Source organism: Streptomyces sp. NPDC057616 (genome assembly GCF_042800575.1).
Taxonomy (GTDB): Bacteria; Actinomycetota; Actinomycetes; order Streptomycetales; family Streptomycetaceae; genus Streptomyces.
Genome location: NZ_JBHVGU010000004.1, coordinates 160,575 through 176,202 on the forward strand (window position 1 = coordinate 160,575; position 15,628 = coordinate 176,202).

General features: G+C 73.2%; 15 protein-coding genes. 6 read left to right on the forward strand and 9 right to left on the reverse strand.

Annotated elements, in window-relative coordinates:
* Positions 1-2 precede the first annotated feature (2 nt).
* Positions 3-665: a hypothetical protein gene (locus tag ACFU97_RS06135; RefSeq protein WP_384251534.1), complete on the reverse strand. Its 663-nt coding sequence runs from the start codon at positions 663-665 to the stop codon at positions 3-5.
* Positions 666-735: 70 nt separating this feature from the next.
* Here ACFU97_RS06135 and ACFU97_RS06140 point away from each other — a divergent pair, with 70 nt between their 5' ends.
* Together ACFU97_RS06140 and ACFU97_RS06145 are read left to right on the forward strand one after the other, a co-directional pair.
* Positions 736-1,401, forward strand: a complete 666-nt coding sequence (locus ACFU97_RS06140; protein WP_384251536.1) for a maleylpyruvate isomerase family mycothiol-dependent enzyme — start codon at positions 736-738, stop codon at positions 1,399-1,401.
* Between the two features lie 90 nt (positions 1,402-1,491).
* Complete coding sequence (locus ACFU97_RS06145) at positions 1,492-2,184, forward strand: copper homeostasis protein CutC (RefSeq protein ID WP_384251539.1); 693 nt, start codon at positions 1,492-1,494, stop codon at positions 2,182-2,184.
* A 199-nt stretch (positions 2,185-2,383) separates the two neighbouring features.
* On the opposite strand, the gene ACFU97_RS06150 is transcribed toward ACFU97_RS06145, so the two are convergent.
* Entirely contained in the window at positions 2,384-4,438 is a 2,055-nt protein-coding gene (locus tag ACFU97_RS06150; RefSeq protein ID WP_384251541.1) for a HelD family protein, read from the reverse strand.
* Positions 4,439-4,701: 263 nt separating this feature from the next.
* On the opposite strand from ACFU97_RS06150, the gene ACFU97_RS06155 reads away from it, so the two are divergent.
* A complete protein-coding gene (locus ACFU97_RS06155; RefSeq protein WP_016436677.1) occupies positions 4,702-4,881 on the forward strand; it encodes a hypothetical protein in 180 nt (59 codons plus the stop codon).
* Between the two features lie 70 nt (positions 4,882-4,951).
* Here ACFU97_RS06155 and ACFU97_RS06160 read toward each other — a convergent pair whose 3' ends face one another.
* Positions 4,952-6,604 carry a DNA repair helicase XPB gene (locus ACFU97_RS06160; RefSeq protein WP_384251543.1) on the reverse strand — a complete coding sequence of 551 codons (1,653 nt, stop codon included), beginning with the start codon at positions 6,602-6,604 and terminating at the stop codon, positions 4,952-4,954.
* A 93-nt stretch (positions 6,605-6,697) separates the two neighbouring features.
* Entirely contained in the window at positions 6,698-9,217 is a 2,520-nt protein-coding gene (locus ACFU97_RS06165; protein WP_384251546.1) for a helicase-associated domain-containing protein, read from the reverse strand.
* A gap of 123 nt (positions 9,218-9,340) precedes the next feature.
* Here ACFU97_RS06165 and ACFU97_RS06170 point away from each other — a divergent pair, with 123 nt between their 5' ends.
* Together ACFU97_RS06170 and ACFU97_RS06175 are read left to right on the forward strand one after the other, a co-directional pair.
* The gene (locus ACFU97_RS06170) at positions 9,341-10,336 is read left to right on the forward strand and encodes a hypothetical protein (RefSeq protein ID WP_384251549.1); all 996 of its coding nucleotides are present in this window, start codon (positions 9,341-9,343) and stop codon (positions 10,334-10,336) included.
* A gap of 90 nt (positions 10,337-10,426) precedes the next feature.
* Positions 10,427-11,068: an HAD family hydrolase gene (locus ACFU97_RS06175; RefSeq protein WP_384251552.1), complete on the forward strand. Its 642-nt coding sequence runs from the start codon at positions 10,427-10,429 to the stop codon at positions 11,066-11,068.
* On the opposite strand, the gene ACFU97_RS06180 is transcribed toward ACFU97_RS06175, so the two are convergent.
* Entirely contained in the window at positions 11,047-11,295 is a 249-nt protein-coding gene (locus ACFU97_RS06180) for a hypothetical protein (protein ID WP_384251555.1), read from the reverse strand. The two genes, ACFU97_RS06175 and ACFU97_RS06180, sit on opposite strands and share 22 nt — an antisense overlap.
* A 164-nt stretch (positions 11,296-11,459) precedes the next feature.
* On the opposite strand from ACFU97_RS06180, the gene ACFU97_RS06185 reads away from it, so the two are divergent.
* A complete protein-coding gene (locus ACFU97_RS06185; RefSeq protein WP_384251558.1) occupies positions 11,460-11,843 on the forward strand; it encodes a cold-shock protein in 384 nt (127 codons plus the stop codon).
* Positions 11,844-11,979: 136 nt separating this feature from the next.
* Here ACFU97_RS06185 and ACFU97_RS06190 read toward each other — a convergent pair whose 3' ends face one another.
* The 4 genes from ACFU97_RS06190 to ACFU97_RS06205 form a co-directional block, all read right to left on the reverse strand.
* Entirely contained in the window at positions 11,980-12,831 is an 852-nt protein-coding gene (locus ACFU97_RS06190; RefSeq protein WP_384251561.1) for a 1,4-dihydroxy-6-naphthoate synthase, read from the reverse strand.
* Positions 12,821-13,489, reverse strand: coding sequence for a futalosine hydrolase (locus tag ACFU97_RS06195; RefSeq protein ID WP_384251564.1), 669 nt, complete (start codon positions 13,487-13,489; stop codon positions 12,821-12,823). Before ACFU97_RS06195 ends, ACFU97_RS06190 begins: the two co-directional genes overlap by 11 nt.
* 11 nt (positions 13,490-13,500) lie before the next feature.
* On the reverse strand, positions 13,501-13,989 hold the full coding sequence (locus ACFU97_RS06200; protein ID WP_384251567.1) for a DUF2771 domain-containing protein: 489 nt from the start codon (positions 13,987-13,989) through the stop codon (positions 13,501-13,503).
* Positions 13,990-14,050: 61 nt separating this feature from the next.
* Positions 14,051-15,475, reverse strand: coding sequence for an MFS transporter (locus tag ACFU97_RS06205; RefSeq protein WP_384251570.1), 1,425 nt, complete (start codon positions 15,473-15,475; stop codon positions 14,051-14,053).
* Between the last annotated feature and the right edge of the window lie 153 nt (positions 15,476-15,628).

The following is a 15,628-nucleotide window of genomic DNA, read 5'->3' on the forward strand; positions in this document are numbered from 1 at the left end:
GACTAGGACGCCGGGTCGTCGGGAAGCGACAGGATTTCCAGCTCCGCGCCGAGGTTGTAGCGCGCTGTCGCCTCCCACTCGGCCTGTCCGTACGGTGTCCTGAACAGTCGCGGAAGATCCAGGAGCTGGCGCAGGACCGCGGCGCGGCCCGTCCGGAAGGCGTCGTTGGGCACGAAGTGGTACTCCTCGCGGACGGCGGCAGTGTAGGCGGCGTACGCCGACGGGGGCGCGGCGAGGATCGCGAGGTCGGCGTCGCACAGGACCTGGCCGTCCGGGTCGTCGTCGGCCGGGTCGTGGGTGACGGTGAGACGGACCAGGCGGGCCACCTCGGCGGTCTTGTGCTCCGGCACCCCGGCCTCGGGCAGGGCGCGCTCGGCGAGGCGCGCGGAGCGCTCCTCGTTCTCGGAGCGGTCGGGCAGGTAGACCGCGTCGTGGAACCAGGCCGCCAGGCGCACCACGTCCGGGTCGGCCGCGTACGCCTCCAGCACGTCGACGCGCTCCAGCACCGCCGTCAGGTGCGTGAGCGTGTGGTAGTGCCGCTGCGGTTCCTGCCAGCGGGCCAGGAGGTTGTCGGCGTACGGCGCCGGATCGGGCCCGGCGGCGGTGGCGCGGGCTCCTTCCAGCGCACGGGTCCAGCGGAAACGCAGGGCGTCGAGGTCGGCCATGCGCCCATTCTCCCGCCGATCCCCACGGGCCCGGGCCGCGCGTCCGGCGGCACCCCCTAGCGTGGAGCGCATGACTACTGCCGAGGTACGTGACCCCGAACTGCCCGGGCGGCTGCTGATCACCGAGCGGGACACGCTGGTGCCGCTGCTGCGGGCGCGGCCGGACGACGACTTCGCGCTGCCGACCGCCGGGTGTCCCGGGTGGTCGGTGCGGGATGTGCTCGCGCACTGCTCGTCCGCGCTGATGCGGGTGGTGGAGAGCCGCTACGAGAAGGGGGTGTTCTCGCCCGCGTGCAACGACCGCGACATCGCCGAGCGCGCCGGGTGGACCAACGCGCAGGTCGTCGACGAGCTGGAGCGCGGGATGACCGAGGCGGGACCGGTGATCGCCGAGGCGGGCGGGGTGCTGGACATGGTCGCGCTCGGGGAGTGGGTGCACGGCGGTGACGTGCGCGAGACCTTCGGGGAGCCGGGGGCGTACGCGGGGCCCGGGCTGCAGGACGCGCTCACCCTGCTCGTGCGGATCACGCGGGAGAAGGAGCATCTGCCGCTGCACGCCGACCTCGACGACGTGGACGAGCCGCAGCGCCTCGGCGACCTGGCCGCCGCGCGGCCCCCGGCCCGGTTCATCGGCGGCGCCGCCGACCTCGTACGGCTGTACTCGGGGCGGCCGGTGGAGACGGCCGGTTTCGAGCTGGTGGGCGTGGACGCGGGCGAGCTGAACCTCTTCGGGTGACGCCGGGGCGTCGTGGGCCGGCGGGGGCACGGGCTAGGCTGTGAATTGGACTAGACCTGTACCGCCCGCCGAGTCGACGAATGGGGCCCCATGAGCAAGCGTGCAGTCCTGGAGGTGATCGCCCTCGGAGTCGAGGACGCGGTCGCCGCCCAGGCCGGAGGCGCGGACCGCCTCGAGCTGGTCACCGACATGGCGGCCGACGGGCTGACCCCGTCGGTCGAGACCTTCGCCCGGATCCGCGCCGCCGTCGACATCTCGCTGCGGGTGATGCTGCGGTTGGCGGACGGGTTCGCGGCCGGGGACGCCGAACGGCTGCTGGAGGCCGCCGGGCGGATGCGGGCCGCCGGCGCGGAGGAGTTCGTGCTCGGGTTCCTCGACGCGGGCGGCGCCGTCGACCTCGTCGCCGTGGAGCGCCTCGTGGCGGCGCTGGACGGCTGCCCGTGGACCTTCCACCGGGCCATCGACCGCGCCGCCGACCGGGACGCCCTGCGCAAGCAGCTCGACGGGCTGCCGGGCCTCGACGCGTACCTCACCGCCGGCTCGGCCGCCGGTGTGGACGACGGCCTCCCCGTGCTCCTCGCCGAGGCGGCGCGGCGCGGGGAGCCGGGCTACGAGCCGCAGATCATGGTCGGCGGCGGGCTCCGCCTGGAGCACGTGCCCCGGCTGAAGGCGGCGGGCGTCGAGGCGTTCCACATCGGCGGTGCGGCGCGGCCCGGCGGCTGGGAGGGTCCGGTGTCTGCCGAGGCGGTCGCGGAGTGGCGGGTGGCGTTGGACGGGCACTGACCGGCGGGGGTGCGGGCCAGGGCGGGGTGCGCGACCCGGCGCCACGGGGTGCCGCCTGCGCCCGCCCGTGCCACCCCAGGCGGCACGAATGCCCGCAGGCTGGGCGGACTGCAGCTCCCTGGGGCGCGGGGAACCGCGCGATCAGCCCGCAACCACCCGCGCCCGGCGCCCGGCGTCGAGGGGCACCCCATTGGCCGTCTCAGCTGCCGAGTTGGGCCGGCAGCGGCGCCGAATGCGTCACGATCAGCCCCGACACCGCTCGAGTCAGTGCAACGTACAGGCGCCGCAGGCCCGTGCGTTCGTCCGGCTCGCCGTCGACCACGGCCTGCGGTTCGTCGAGGACCACGTAGTCGTACTCCAGGCCCTTGGCCAGCGACGCCGGGACCAGCGTCAGCCGGGTCTCGGCGGTCGTCTCCTCACCCGGGGCCAGGTACGGGATGCCGGCCGCCGCGAGTGCCTCGGCGAGAGCCGGCACGCGGGCGTCCGCCGCGATCAGGCCCGTCGAGCCCTCGTTGCGGAGCAACTCCTCGCAGGCGCCGACCACTTCGGCCGTGCCGGCGGACGGGCGGAGGTCGAAGAAGCCCGGGTTCTCCCGGACCGAGGCGACCGGGGCCAGGCCGGGGGCGATGTGCGGGAGCAGTCGGGAGGCGTAGGCGATGACGTCCGTCGGGACGCGGAAGCCGGCCGTCAGCTCCTCGACGACGCCCTCCGCCTTGCCGAGGTGGGCCAGCGCCTCGTCCCAACTCCGCGTCGCCCAGGGCGTGGTGCCCTGCGCCAGGTCGCCCAGGACGGTCGCCGAACCGGTGGTGCAGCGGCGGCCGACCGCGCGGTACTGCATGGGCGAGAGGTCCTGCGCCTCGTCCAGCACCACATGGCCGAGCGAGTGCGTGCGCTGCACGAGGTCCGTCGCCTCGTCGATCAGCACCGCGTCCGCGGAGGAGAACCTGGCCGACTTCACCGACCGCGCCGGCTTCGCCCACAGGATCGTCTTCTGCTCGTCCGCGGTGAGCACGCCGTCCGCGTGCGCGGCGAGGAAGTCCGCGTCGGTGAGCAGGCGCAGCACGAGCTTGGCCGGGTCGACCGGCGGCCAGATCTGCTTGACGGCCGCCTTCACCGCGGCGTTGCGGGCCACCGCGTCCTGCACCCGGTCGTCGGGCGCCTCGCCCGAGCGCTCCATCTGCACCAGCACGGCGTGCGCGATGCGCTGCGGAAGGGCCTCGCGGGCGGCGCCGTAGCGGATGCCGCGGTCGAGCAACTCGCGGACGATGTCCTCCAGTTCGTAGGCGGGCACGCGCCAGCGGCGCGAGCCGCGCACGACGACGACCGGTTCGGTCGGCAGCGTCACGTGGGACTGGACGGCCCGGTGCAGCACCTGCGCCATCCGCGCGTCGCCCTTGATGATCGCGGCGGAGGCGTCGTCGCTGCCCCGCACCTCCACGCTGCCCGCCACCAGGTCGTCCACGGTGGCCTGCTGCACGGTCAACTCGCCCAGCGCGGGCAGCACTTGCTCGATGTAGTGCAGGAAGGAGCGGTTCGGCCCGATGACGAGGGTGCCGGTGCGGGCGAGCCGCTCCCGGTGGGCGTAGAGGAGGTAGGCGACCCGGTGCAGGCCGACCGCCGTCTTCCCGGTGCCGGGGCCTCCCTGCACGCACACGGTGCCGCCGAGCCCGCTGCGGACGATCTCGTCCTGCTCGGGCTGGATCGTGGCGACGATGTCGCGCATGGGGCCCACGCGCGGGCGTTCGATCTCCTGCTGGAGCAGCTTGCTGGTGCGGGCGGCCTCGCCCGGGTCGGAGAGGTGCTCGTCCTCGTAGGCCGTGATCTCGCCGCGGGTGTAGCCGAAGCGGCGGCGCAGTGAGACGTCCATCGGGTCCTTCTTGGAGGCCCGGTAGAACGGCTGCGAGACCGGTGCCCGCCAGTCGATCACCATCGGGTCGCCGTCGTGGTCGTGCACGTGCCGGCGGCCGATGTAGAAGCGCTCGCCGTCCGCGCCCTCGGCCTGGTCGGCGCCGGGGGCGTGCAGGTAGTCGAGGCGGCCGAAGAACAGCGGGGTGTCGCTGAGGTCGGCCAGCGCCTTGATGCGCTCGTCGATCTGGCGGGCCAGCACCTCGGCGTTGACCCAGTTCGCGGTGACGTCGCTGATGTCGAGCGATTCGACGTCCTCGCGCATGGCCCGCAGGGCGGCGCGTGAGGAGGCGAGGTGGGAGCGCTCTCGGGAGAGCGGTTCGAGCGGGTCGTCGACGGGCGTGGACAAAGGGATGCCTCCGGGGCCTACGAGCAGGTGGCTGTGAGAGCCGGCCGGTTTCCGTCCGGGCGGCGGCGCTCCACGGGGGAGGCGGGCAAGAGCGGAGATTCTAGACGGGCGGCCCAGCCCGCGGCCAACGGTTTTCCACCCCCTAGGGGACGCCCCTGTCGTACCCCGGAGGGAGGGCCCGGCCCGGAGTCGTACGTGGCGGCGCGGCAGGTTCGCACCGGAGGCCGATGTTCTCCTTATGTGCCAAGACGGACCATGGAGACATGAGTGCAGCAACCATCACCCCGGCCCCCGGTCGTCCGCCCGGTGCGACACCCGTCCTCGGCAGCCACCGTCACCGCTTCGGCGACGTGCTGCGTGCGGTGAAGGTGTTCGCGGGCGCCGCGTTCGACGTCGTCATCCTCGGCGAGTACGGCGAGGAGGCGGGCGTACGCCGTAAGTGACGGCGGCCCCCCTGACCCTCTTGCCCCCTCGACCCTCTTGCCCCTCGACCTTCCTGCTCCCTCTTGCCGTTCAGCCCTCGCCGTCGCCCGACAGGATCTCGTCCGCGTCCACGATCCGGTACGCATACCCCTGTTCCGCCAGGAAGCGCTGGCGGTGGGCGGCGAAGTCCTGGTCGATGGTGTCGCGGGCGACCACCGAGTAGAAGTGGGCCTGATGCCCGTCGGCCTTCGGACGCAGCACCCGGCCCAGCCGCTGGGCCTCCTCCTGACGTGAGCCGAAGGTGCCCGACACCTGGACGGCGACCGTCGCCTCCGGCAGGTCGATCGAGAAGTTCGCGACCTTGGACACCACCAGCACGCTGATCTCGCCCTCCCGGAAGGCGCCGAAGAGCTTCTCGCGCTGCGCGTTGGACGTCTCGCCCTTGATGACCGGCGCGTTCAAGTGCTCGCCCAGCTCGTCGAGTTGGTCGATGTACTGGCCGATGACGAGGATCTGCTGCCCGGCGAACTTGCGCACGATCGCCTCCGTCACCCTGCGCTTGGTCTCCGTCGTCGCGCAGTAGCGGTACTTCTCCTCGGTCTCGGCGGTGGCGTAGGCGAGCCGTTCGGAGTCGGTGAGGTTGACCCGCACCTCCACGCAGTCGGCGGGCGCGATGTACCCCTGCGCCTCGATCTCCTTCCACGGCGCGTCGAACCGCTTGGGGCCGATGAGGGAGAAGACGTCCGACTCACGGCCGTCCTCACGCACCAGCGTCGCCGTCAGCCCGAGCCGGCGCCGGGCCTGGAGGTCCGCGGTGAACTTGAAGACCGGCGCGGGCAGCAGGTGCACCTCGTCGTAGACGATCAGGCCCCAGTCGCGGGAGTCGAAGAGCTCCAGGTGCGGGTAGACGCCCTTCCGCCGCGTGGTCAGCACCTGGTACGTGGCGATGGTGACCGGGCGGATCTCCTTGCGCGTCCCGCTGTACTCGCCGATCTCCTCCTCGGTCAGCGAGGTCCGCTTCACCAGCTCGTGCTTCCACTGCCGGGCGGAGACGGTGTTGGTGACCAGGATCAGGGTGGTCGACTTGGCCTGCGCCATCGAGCCGGCGCCGACCAGCGTCTTGCCGGCGCCGCAGGGCAGCACGACGACCCCGGACCCGCCGTGCCAGAAGTTCTCCACGGCCTGCTTCTGGTACGGGCGCAGCGCCCACCCGTCCTCGTTGAGCTCGATCGGGTGGGCCTCGCCGTCGACGTAGCCCGCGAGGTCCTCGGCGGGCCAGCCCAGCTTCAGCAGCGTCTGCTTGATCTGACCGCGCTCGGAGGGGTGCACGGCGACCGTGTCGGGGTCGATGCGGGCGCCGACCAGCGGGGCGATCCGCTTCGAGCGCAGGATCTCCTCCAGCACCGGGCGGTCGGTGGTGGTGAGGACCAGGCCGTGCGTGGGGTGCTTGGAGAGCGTGAGGCGGCCGTAGCGGTCCATCGTGTCGGCGATGTCGACCAGCAGGGCGTGCGGCACGGGGTAGCGGCTGTAGGTCACCAGCGCGTCCACGACCTGCTCGGCGTCGTGCCCGGCCGCGCGCGCGTTCCACAGGCCGAGCGGCGTCACCCGGTAGGTGTGGATGTGCTCGGGCGCCCGCTCCAGCTCCGCGAAGACCGCGATGGCACGGCGGCACTCGCCGGCCTGCTCGTGGTCGACCTCGAGCAGCAGCGTCTTGTCGGACTGGACGATGAGTGGACCATTCACGCGGGGGCACCCTTTCTTCCGGCCAAAGGTGAGGCCAAACGTCCAGTGTGCCCTATGGCCCGCCGATCACCGGGGGCCGTGACCGGTCCGGAATCAGTCCTCCGCGAGCTCCGCGACGCCCGTCACCCGGTGCAGCGGATACGTCCGCACCTCGTCCGCCGTGTGGTCGTACGCCGTCACGAAACCGCCCTCGACGCGGATCGGGGCGATGACGCGCTGACTGGCGGTGCCCTCGGCGTTGACGTAGCCGATCCAGACGGCGACGCCGGTCAGGGCGGCGGCCTGCATGGTGGCGAGGGTCTCGGCGGAGCTGGTGCGCGGCAGGTCGCCGCCCGCCGACGGGGGCTGCTTGCGCGGGGTCGTGGAGGCCCGGTCGCCGGCCCGGATCGCACGGATCGCGGCCGCGAGGAGCGTGGCGTCGGGGATCGGCGGGCCGTCCGGGACCGGCTGCGGCGGGGTGCGCGGCGGGGTGCGGTGGGCGTCGGCGCGGGTGATCAGGACGTCGCCCTCGGCCGACTCGGCGGCCGGTGCGTAGCCCATCGCGCGCAGCCCGTCGAGGAGGGTCGCCGGGTCGGCCTGGGTGGCGAGGACGGTGGGCGCGAGACGGCGCAGGCGCAGGGCCGCGGCGCGCTTGTCGGCGAGGATCTCGTTGAGCATCGTGTCGTCGTCGCAGCGCACGTACGCCGAGGCCGCCCCGACCCGCAGATGTCCGTGCCTGCGGGCCACGTCGTCGATCAGGTACGTCAGCGGCTGCGGGACGGGCGTGCGTGAGTGCGCGGCCAGGAAGGCGTGCAGGTCGGAGGCGGCACGCCCGGCGTCCAGGGCCCGGCGCACGGACCCCGGCGTGAACCGGTAGACCGTCGCGCCACCCTTCGACTCCACGTCCGCGAGCACGCCCAGCATGTCGGCCAGCGGGCGCCGCAGCGGGCCGGGCGCCACCGCCGTCAGGTCGGCCTGGAGCAGGACGTGGTCGAGGGGCTCGGGCAGCAGCGGGGCGAGCAGCCGGGCGGCCGCGGCGGAGGCGGTGGCCTGCTCGGCGGGGGAGAGGGGCTCCAGCGTGACCTGCACGTGGTGGACGGGCAGCTTGTCGCCGGGGCCCGACGCGGCGGGGCCGCCGGACGGCTTCGCGGCGGGCTCCCGCGCGGGCGCCCCGAGCAGGGCGCGCCCGTGCTCCGACAGCGCGCCGCGTCCGGTCACACCGAGCGTCTCCGCCTCCGACAGCGTCCAGCCGGCGAGCCGTCCGCGCAGGTCGTCGTCCTGCTGGGCGCCGCGCAGCGGCCGCTCCCAGCGCAGCCGGGCCAGCAGGGACTCGGCGGACGGCGACGCCCCCTCGGGCAGCCCGGCCAGCAGGGTCAGCACCCGGTGGCGCACCTCCGGCGCGGCGCTGCGGTCGAGCCCCGGCCCGAGCGCCGACAACGTACGGTCCTTCGCGTCCCGGCCGCCGACCACGCCCGCCGTCCGGGTCGCCGTCAGCCACGCCTCGACGAGCTGCGCCCAGCGCTCGGCGGGCGGCAGCTGAAGCCACTCGTCGTAGAAGGGGGTGGCCGCGTACCGCTCGTCGGCCTCCCCGTCGGAGGCCAGCAGCCCTGCGGCGTAGGCGAGTTCGACCCAGAACGCGGCGACGGGCTCGGTGACGTCGAGCGCGACGGCGGTGCGCTTGAGGTCGCGCACGCTCAGGCCGCCGGCCCGCAGCACCGCGGGCCCGCCCTCGTCCCAGTCCTTGAGCAGCTCCTCCACCGTCGCCAGCGCCGTGTACGCCTGCCCGGCCGCGGTCGCGTCCACAACCTGTGGACGGTGCGTGCCGGTCACCACCAGACCGGGCGGCAGCGGCTCGGTGGTGCGATGCGCCCGGCCGCCGCGCAGATGCAGGGCCACCTCGCGCGGCAGTACGACCGTGCCGGGCGCCGTCGGCAGCAGCAGGCCGCGGTCGAGCAGCCAGCGCAGCCGGGGCGCCGGATCGGCGGTGACCTGCCCGTACGGCGGCCCCCACACCAGCCGCTCCAGCACCTCCCGCGACTCCGTGGAGGCCCCGTCCAGCAGTGCCGTCATTCGCTTGCGGTCGCCGAACAGGCCGGTGAGCGCGGCGACCGCGGAGACCGAGTCGTGCGTCGAGGGCAGCCCGGCCGTGGCCACGATCTCCTGGATCCGCCCCGGCGACATGCCCGCCGCCGCCTCCTGCACCGTCGGCCCGAGCCCGGTGGGCGAGGGGTGCTGCGGCGAGGGGGCGAGCAGCTCCCGGGCCGTGCGCACCAGCCGCAGCCGGTCGTCGCCGCCCCACACCAACGCCTGCTCGCGCAGGGTGCCCAGGGCGCGGGGGAGCGCCGCCTCGACCGCCGCCTCGCCCTGGTCGCCGCCCATCAGCGCGAGCAGCTCGCCGTACCCGGCCGGGTCCGCGGCCACCGCGAGGGCCTGGGCCGTCTGGAGCGCGAACCGGTCCAGCCGCTCCAGGGCCCGCACGACCGAGGCGCGCGTCCCGGCCCGCGTCGCCAGCTGGGTGAGGTCGGTGGGCACGGGCGTGATGAGGTCGGGACGGCTGCGCAGCAGCTCCGCCAGGGAGTTGTCGTCCCTGAGCCGGAGTGCCTCTGCGAGGGAACGCGGGGCCGGGGTGCTCATCTGCCCCACGTTAGCGGCTGGCCTGTGCCGCAGCGGGCGTCCCGGTGAGGGCCGGCCGTCTCCACCCTGCGCTACCTTCGTGCACTGGGGGTTATCCAGGACATCCGCCCCGGAGGGGACTTCGTGGGGATCGAGAGCGACAAGGTCGTCTACGAGTATCTGAGCCGCGTCGGTGACGTGGCGCAGCAGCGGCAGCTGCCGTCGGCCGCACGGATGCGGCTCGTGTCCGAGCTGCGCAACGAGATCGACCGGCGCCGTGCGAAGACGACCGTCGACAGCCCCGCCGCGGTGCGCCGCATCCTCTCCCGGCTCGGCACCCCCGACGAGGTGGTCGCCGCCGCCGGGGGCGGTACGTCCGCGCCCGCGCCGGCCCCCGCCCATGTGCCGGTCCAGCGGGACGACGAGCCGGCCGACGGCGGCAAGCGGCTGCCGAAGAGCCTGCGCCGGGCGGTGCCGCGCCCGCGCCCCGCGCAGCCCGAGCCACCCACCGCCGCCGACGGTCCCGCGCCGCCGCACCTGGCGAGCGCCGCGGAGCTCGGCGGCAGCGCGAGCCGGCCCGACTGGTGGCGGGTCGAGACGACCCCGTTCGGCGAGAGCGTGCCCGGGTTCACCGGCGGCGTGGAGATCCCGGAGCTGCTCAGGCCGCCACGGCCGCAGGAGCCGGAGAAGCCCGAGGGGGAGACGCCGGCCACCGGGCAGGGCGAGAAGGCCGTGGAGGCCGAGGAGGACGTGGTCGTCGAGGCTCCCGTGGCCAGGCGCCGCCGTATCCCGCTGCCGGCCGGCGGCTGGAGCAACCCGCTGCTGCTGATCGCCGCCGGACTGCTCGTCGTCGGCGCGATCCTCGGCAACTGGTTCGCCCTGCTGCTCGGTTGGCTCATCGCCTACGCCTCCCGCCGGCTCACCCCGAACGAGTCGAAGTGGGCGGTCGTCGGCATGCCGGGCCTCGCGGTCGCGGCCGGACTCGTGTGGCTGTGGGGCAGGAACGACGGCCGCTGGGGCACCCCCATCGCCCAGGGCCACATGAACGACGCGATCGCCGGGACCTGGCCCTGGGTGGTGCGCGGCGCGGCGGTGCTGTCGGCGCTGTACGTGGTGTGGCGCTCGCAGCGCAGGCTCTAGCGGGCGCGAAGGCGGGCGAGCGGGCGCGGTCCGCGGGAAAGATGTAGGTCACACCTGCCGGACGTCTTTTCGTCATGCCGCCTGGGCACAATGGCCGATATGGCCTCCACGACTGCCCCCGCCCCGACCGTCGGCTTCGACCTCGACATGACCCTCATCGACTCCCGCCCCGGCATCCGCGCCTGCTACCAGGCGCTGTCGGAGCGGACGGGGACCTACATCGACGCCGACCTCGCGGTCACCCGGCTCGGGCCGCCGCTCGCCGAGGAGCTGATCAACTGGTTCCCCGAGGACCGGCTGGCGGAGATCGCGGACCTGTACCGCGCGATGTACCCCTCGATCGCCATCGCCGCGACGCCCGCGATGGCCGGTGCCCGGGAGGCCGTGGACGCCGTGAAGGCGGCCGGCGGACGCGCGATCGTCGTCACCGCCAAGTTCGAGCCGAACGCCAAGCTGCACCTGGAGCATCTGGGCATCCACCCCGACGAGGTGGTCGGCAACCTGTGGGCCGAGCAGAAGGCGCAGGCGCTGCGCGAGCACGGCGCGAGCGTGTACGTCGGCGACCACCTCGGCGACGTGCGCGGGGCGCGCAAGGCCGAGGCGCTGTCCCTCGCCGTGGCGACGGGGCCTTGCAGCGCCGAGGAGTTGAGGGCGGCGGGTGCGGACGTCGTGCTCGACGACCTCACGCAGTTCCCGGCGTGGCTCGCGGGCTACCGCCCGGCGCGCGCCTGACGGCGGCCGGCCGCGATCGACCTGAGCAGCCCGGCGCCCGCGATGAGGAAGCCGACGCCCATGAGCATGCACAGGCCGAACATGTAGCTCGGAAATGGCTTCGCATGGAGGAACAGCGGAGCCACTGTGACGAGTGTGGCCACCGCACCTAGGAAGAACACGATGACACCGGCACGGATCAGTCGGTCACCGGGCTCGGCGGAATTCGTTTGGGTTTTGTCACGCACCGGACCAGGGTAGTTCCCTGCCCGAAGGAACAACCCGGCGACGTCTTGTCACCGGCCTGAAGAGCATTAGCCTTGGTACCGGCGGGTCCGCGACGGCCCGCCCCACTGCTATCAAGAGCAGTTTCCGAAGCAGTTTTCCGACGAGTACGAGGACGAGGACAGACGTGCCTACCGGCAAGGTCAAGTGGTTCAACAGCGAGAAGGGCTTCGGCTTTCTCTCCCGTGACGACGGCGGTGACGTCTTCGTCCATTCCTCGGTCCTGCCCGCCGGAATGGATGCGCTCAAGCCGGGTCAGCGTGTGGAGTTCGGTGTAGTCGCCGGGCAGCGCGGTGACCAGGCGCTTTCGGTCACCGTTCTGGATCCGACCCCCTCGGTCGCGGCCGCGACCCGTAAGAAGCCCGACGAACTCGCGTCCATCGTGCAGGATTTGACGACCCTCCTCGAGAACATCACGCCGATGCTGGAGAAGGGTCGCTACCCCGACAAGACCTCGGGCAAGAAGATCGCGGGTCTGCTGCGCGCAGTCGCCGACCAACTCGACGTATAAACGCCCGTTTACGGGAATTCCAGCGCATCCGGCCCGAGGGGCGGCACAAGCCCCTCGGGCCGGCGCGCGGTTGAGGAGGCCGCGGATCGCCGCGGCACCACTTTCTGCCGTGTCCGGGGCGTGACGTCGCCTGCCGTCAGGGGAACGACAGGGCTTCCGGGGCGAGGGGGGGTACCAGTTCCTCCGCCGCCGCGCGCGTCAGGAGGCCGCGGATGGCTGCGTAGCCGTTGTCGCCGAGGTCCGCGGTGAACTCGTTGACGTACAGGCCGATGTGCTGGTCGGCGACGGACGGGTCCATCTCCTGGGCGTGCTCCATGACGTAGGGGCGGGAGGCCTCGGGGTCGTCCCACGCGGCGCGCACGGAGGTGCGGATCGCGTCCGCCAGGCGCGTCAGCGTCCGCTCACCCAGCGACCGCTTCGCGATGATCGCGCCCAGCGGGATCGGCAGCCCGGTCGTGTCCTCCCAGTGCTCGCCCATGTCCGCGAGCTTGTGCAGCCCGTAGTTCTGGTACGTGAAGCGCGCCTCGTGGATGACCAGGCCCGCGTCGACCTTCCCGTCCCGCACGGCCGGCATGATCTCGTGGAACGGCATGACGACGATCTCGCCGACCCCGCCCGCGACCGTGTCCGCCGCCCAGAGACGGAAGAGCAGATAGGCGGTCGACCTCTCGCTCGGCACCGCGACGGTGCGGCCGGCCAGGTCCGTCCCCGCCTCCCGGGTGAGGACCAGCGGCCCGCAGCCCCGGCCCAGCGCACCCCCGCAGGGCAGCAGCGCGTACTCGCCGAGGACGTACGGCAGGACGGCGTACGACACCTTCAGTACGTCGAGCTCGCCGCGCTCGGCCATGCCGTTGGTGATGTCGATGTCCGCGAACGTCACGTCCAGCGCGGGCGCCCCCGGCACCCGGCCGTGGGCGAGGGCGTCGAAGACGAAGGTGTCGTTCGGGCAGGGCGAGTAGGCGATCTGCAGGGGCTGCTCACTGGTCATACGGGTTCCAACTCTCCAGGACGGGCGCCAGCTTCCCGAACGCCTCGCTCAGCGCGGTGAGGGCGTCACCGATGCGCCAGGCGGCGCGGTCGCGCGGGCCGACGGGATTGGACACCGCACGGATCTCCAGCACGGGCACCCCGTGCGCGGCGGCCGCCTCGGCCACCCCGAAGCCCTCCATGGCCTCGGCGAGCGCGCGCGGGTGGCGGGCCCGCAGGACGGCGGCGCGCTCGGCGGTCCCCGTCACGGTGGAGACGGTCAGTACGGCCCCGGTGCGCCCGCCGGTCGCGGCCGCGAGGTCTCGTACGAGTGCATCGGGCGGACGGTGGGTGACGGTCCCGAAGCCGAGCTCGGTGACCGGCACGAATCCGTCCGCCGTCTCGGCGCCCAGATCGGCCGCGGTGATCTCGTCGGCGACGACGAGGGAGCCGATCGGCGCCTCGGGCGGGAAGCCGCCGGCGATCCCGGCGGAGACCACCAGGCCGTAGGGGGCGCCCTCCAGGGCGGCGGTGGTGAGGGCGGTGGCCGTGGACGCGGCGGCGAGGGCCGGGCCCACCCCGGCCGCGATCACGGTGCGGCCCTCCCCCGCGAAGGCCCGGGCCACCGCATCCCGTTCGACGGGGACGGCGGTGGCCACGAGGACACGGAGGCAGGCCATGGCGGACGTGGTCAGTCGTCCTTCTTGAACTTGAAGTTCCACAGGCCGGTGACCGCGGTGCCGCTCTTCTTGCCGTCGCCCGCCTTGATGGAGACCACGGTGGAGTTGCCCTGGGCGCCGTACTGCGCGTTGAAGAAGACGCTGCCCGGGATGGTGCGGTAGGTCTTGTCGCTGTCCTCGGTCAGCGGCTGACCGTTCATCAGGATCGTCCAGCGCTTGTCCGCGATCTTCGGGTCGACGCCGAAGCGGACGGTCTCGTCGGGGTCGACGGTGATGGACTTGATGTCCTTGTCCTGCAGGCACTTGGTCAGGTCGGCGGTCTGCAGGGTCTTGCCCTCGCCGCCGCAGGAGGCCTCCGAGCTGACGGAGGAGCGGCCGACGGTGATCGTCGAGAGCGGCGTCGGCTTGTCGCACGCCGACAGCACGAGCAGTCCGGCGGATACGGCGCCTGCGGCGGCGACGGCGCGGCGGCGTCGCACAGCGGATTGCACAGAGGTCATGGCGGAAGGCTATCTGGCGCCTTCGGCCACTCCTTTACGCGGGGTGCGGCGTGCCCCGGTGTTACGCCACGCGTGGCTTGGCCGCGCCGCCGTGCCGGGCAGAGCTGAGCAGACCGCGGACCGTGGTGAACAGGCCCAGGGCGATCACCGCGGCGGCCAGGCACAGGCCCGCCGTGCCGTTGAGCGGCATCACGATGCCGATGGCGCCGCCCAGCACCCACGCCATCTGGAGCATGGTCTCCGAGCGCGCGAACGCCGACGTGCGTACCAGCTCCGGCACGTCCCGCTGGATCAGCGCGTCCAGGGACAGCTTCGCCAGCGCCTGCGAGAACCCGGCGACCGCGGCCAGACAGGCCACCAGGAACGCGCCGAAGAAGATCGCCGCGACGATCGCCGCACCCAGCACGATCGCCACCACGGTCACGATGATGATCTCCGGCGCCCGCTGCTTCAGCCACGATCCGACGGCCGTGCCGAGCGCGTTGCCCGCGCCCGCCGCGACGGCCACCATGCCCAGCGACACGGCCGCGCTGGAGCCGGTCAGCGGATGCTCGCGCAGCAGGAAGGCGAGGAAGAAGGTGAGGAATCCGGACAGCCAGCGCAGGGTGGCGTTGGCGCCGAGCGCGTGGGTGACCGCGCTGCCCACGGTTCGCAGTCCCGGCCGCTTGAGCGGCTTGCGGTGCGGTCCGTGCAGATGCTCCTCGTCGGAGGCGAGCAGCGCGACGTCCTCGCCCTTGGCCGAGTCGACCTTCGGCGCCAGCGAGAAGGACAGGAACATGCCCCAGATGTAGATCACGAAGGCGCCGTAGAGCGGCCAGCGCGGTCCTATCGCGTGCAGGCCGGCCCCGATCGGGGCCGCGACACCGGTGGCGAGGAGCCCGCCGAGCGTGACCCGGGAGTTGGCCTTCACCAGCGAGAACCTCGGTGGCAGCAGCCGGGGCACCACGGCGCTGCGCACCACGCCGTACGCCTTGGACGCCACGAGCACGCCGAGCGCGGCCGGATACAGCTCCAGGCTGCCGCTGGCGACGGCGCCGGAGATGATCAGCGCGAGCAGCGCGCGGGCCAGCATCGAGCCCGCCATCGCGGCCCGGCGGCCGTGCGGCAGACGGTCCAGGAGCGGTCCGATCACCGGGGCCAGGACCGTGAACGGCGCCATGGTGATCGCGAGATACAGCGCGACGCGTCCGCGGGCCTCGTCGGTCGGCACGGAGAAGAAGACGGTCGAGGCGAGGGCGATGGTGACCATGAGGTCGCCGGCGCCGTTCACCGCGTGCAGTTCGATCAGCTTGCCGAGGCCGGATTCCCCGGCGCCGTGGGCGTGGGTGGCCTTTCTGATGCCGCGGGCGGTTCCGGTCACCGGGAAGTGCAGGGCACGGCCGACCGCGCGGACGGACCCGCCGAACCGGCCCGAACCGCCACCACGACCGCTGCCCTTGATCCCACCGACTCCGGTGGCCCCAGGAGGAGTCCTTGCGGCTGCCACTCCGTCATAGTGCCCCGAGAAACCTGTGTGTAGTGCGGTTACCGCGCGTATGGGCGCGTACTTGGCGAGTTGATCGCTCCGCGGGCGGTTTCCGGCACGGGAAACGTCCCGTCGGTGTAGGCCGAGCGGTCGCGAGAAGGTAGCGTGCGTAGC

Bases quoted from the DNA above. Each gene is read 5' to 3' on its own strand.
- ACFU97_RS06190 (WP_384251561.1), bottom strand. From the start codon at position 12,831: ATGACCAGTGAGCAGCCCCTGCAGATCGCCTACTCGCCCTGCCCGAAC.
- ACFU97_RS06195 (WP_384251564.1), bottom strand. From the start codon at position 13,489: ATGGCCTGCCTCCGTGTCCTCGTGGCCACCGCCGTCCCCGTCGAACGG.
- ACFU97_RS06200 (WP_384251567.1), bottom strand. From the start codon at position 13,989: ATGACCTCTGTGCAATCCGCTGTGCGACGCCGCCGCGCCGTCGCCGCC.
- ACFU97_RS06145 (WP_384251539.1), top strand. From the start codon at position 1,492: ATGAGCAAGCGTGCAGTCCTGGAGGTGATCGCCCTCGGAGTCGAGGAC.
- ACFU97_RS06165 (WP_384251546.1), bottom strand. From the start codon at position 9,217: ATGAGCACCCCGGCCCCGCGTTCCCTCGCAGAGGCACTCCGGCTCAGG.
- ACFU97_RS06155 (WP_016436677.1), top strand. From the start codon at position 4,702: ATGAGTGCAGCAACCATCACCCCGGCCCCCGGTCGTCCGCCCGGTGCG.
- ACFU97_RS06175 (WP_384251552.1), top strand. From the start codon at position 10,427: ATGGCCGATATGGCCTCCACGACTGCCCCCGCCCCGACCGTCGGCTTC.
- ACFU97_RS06135 (WP_384251534.1), bottom strand. From the start codon at position 665: ATGGCCGACCTCGACGCCCTGCGTTTCCGCTGGACCCGTGCGCTGGAA.
- ACFU97_RS06140 (WP_384251536.1), top strand. From the start codon at position 736: ATGACTACTGCCGAGGTACGTGACCCCGAACTGCCCGGGCGGCTGCTG.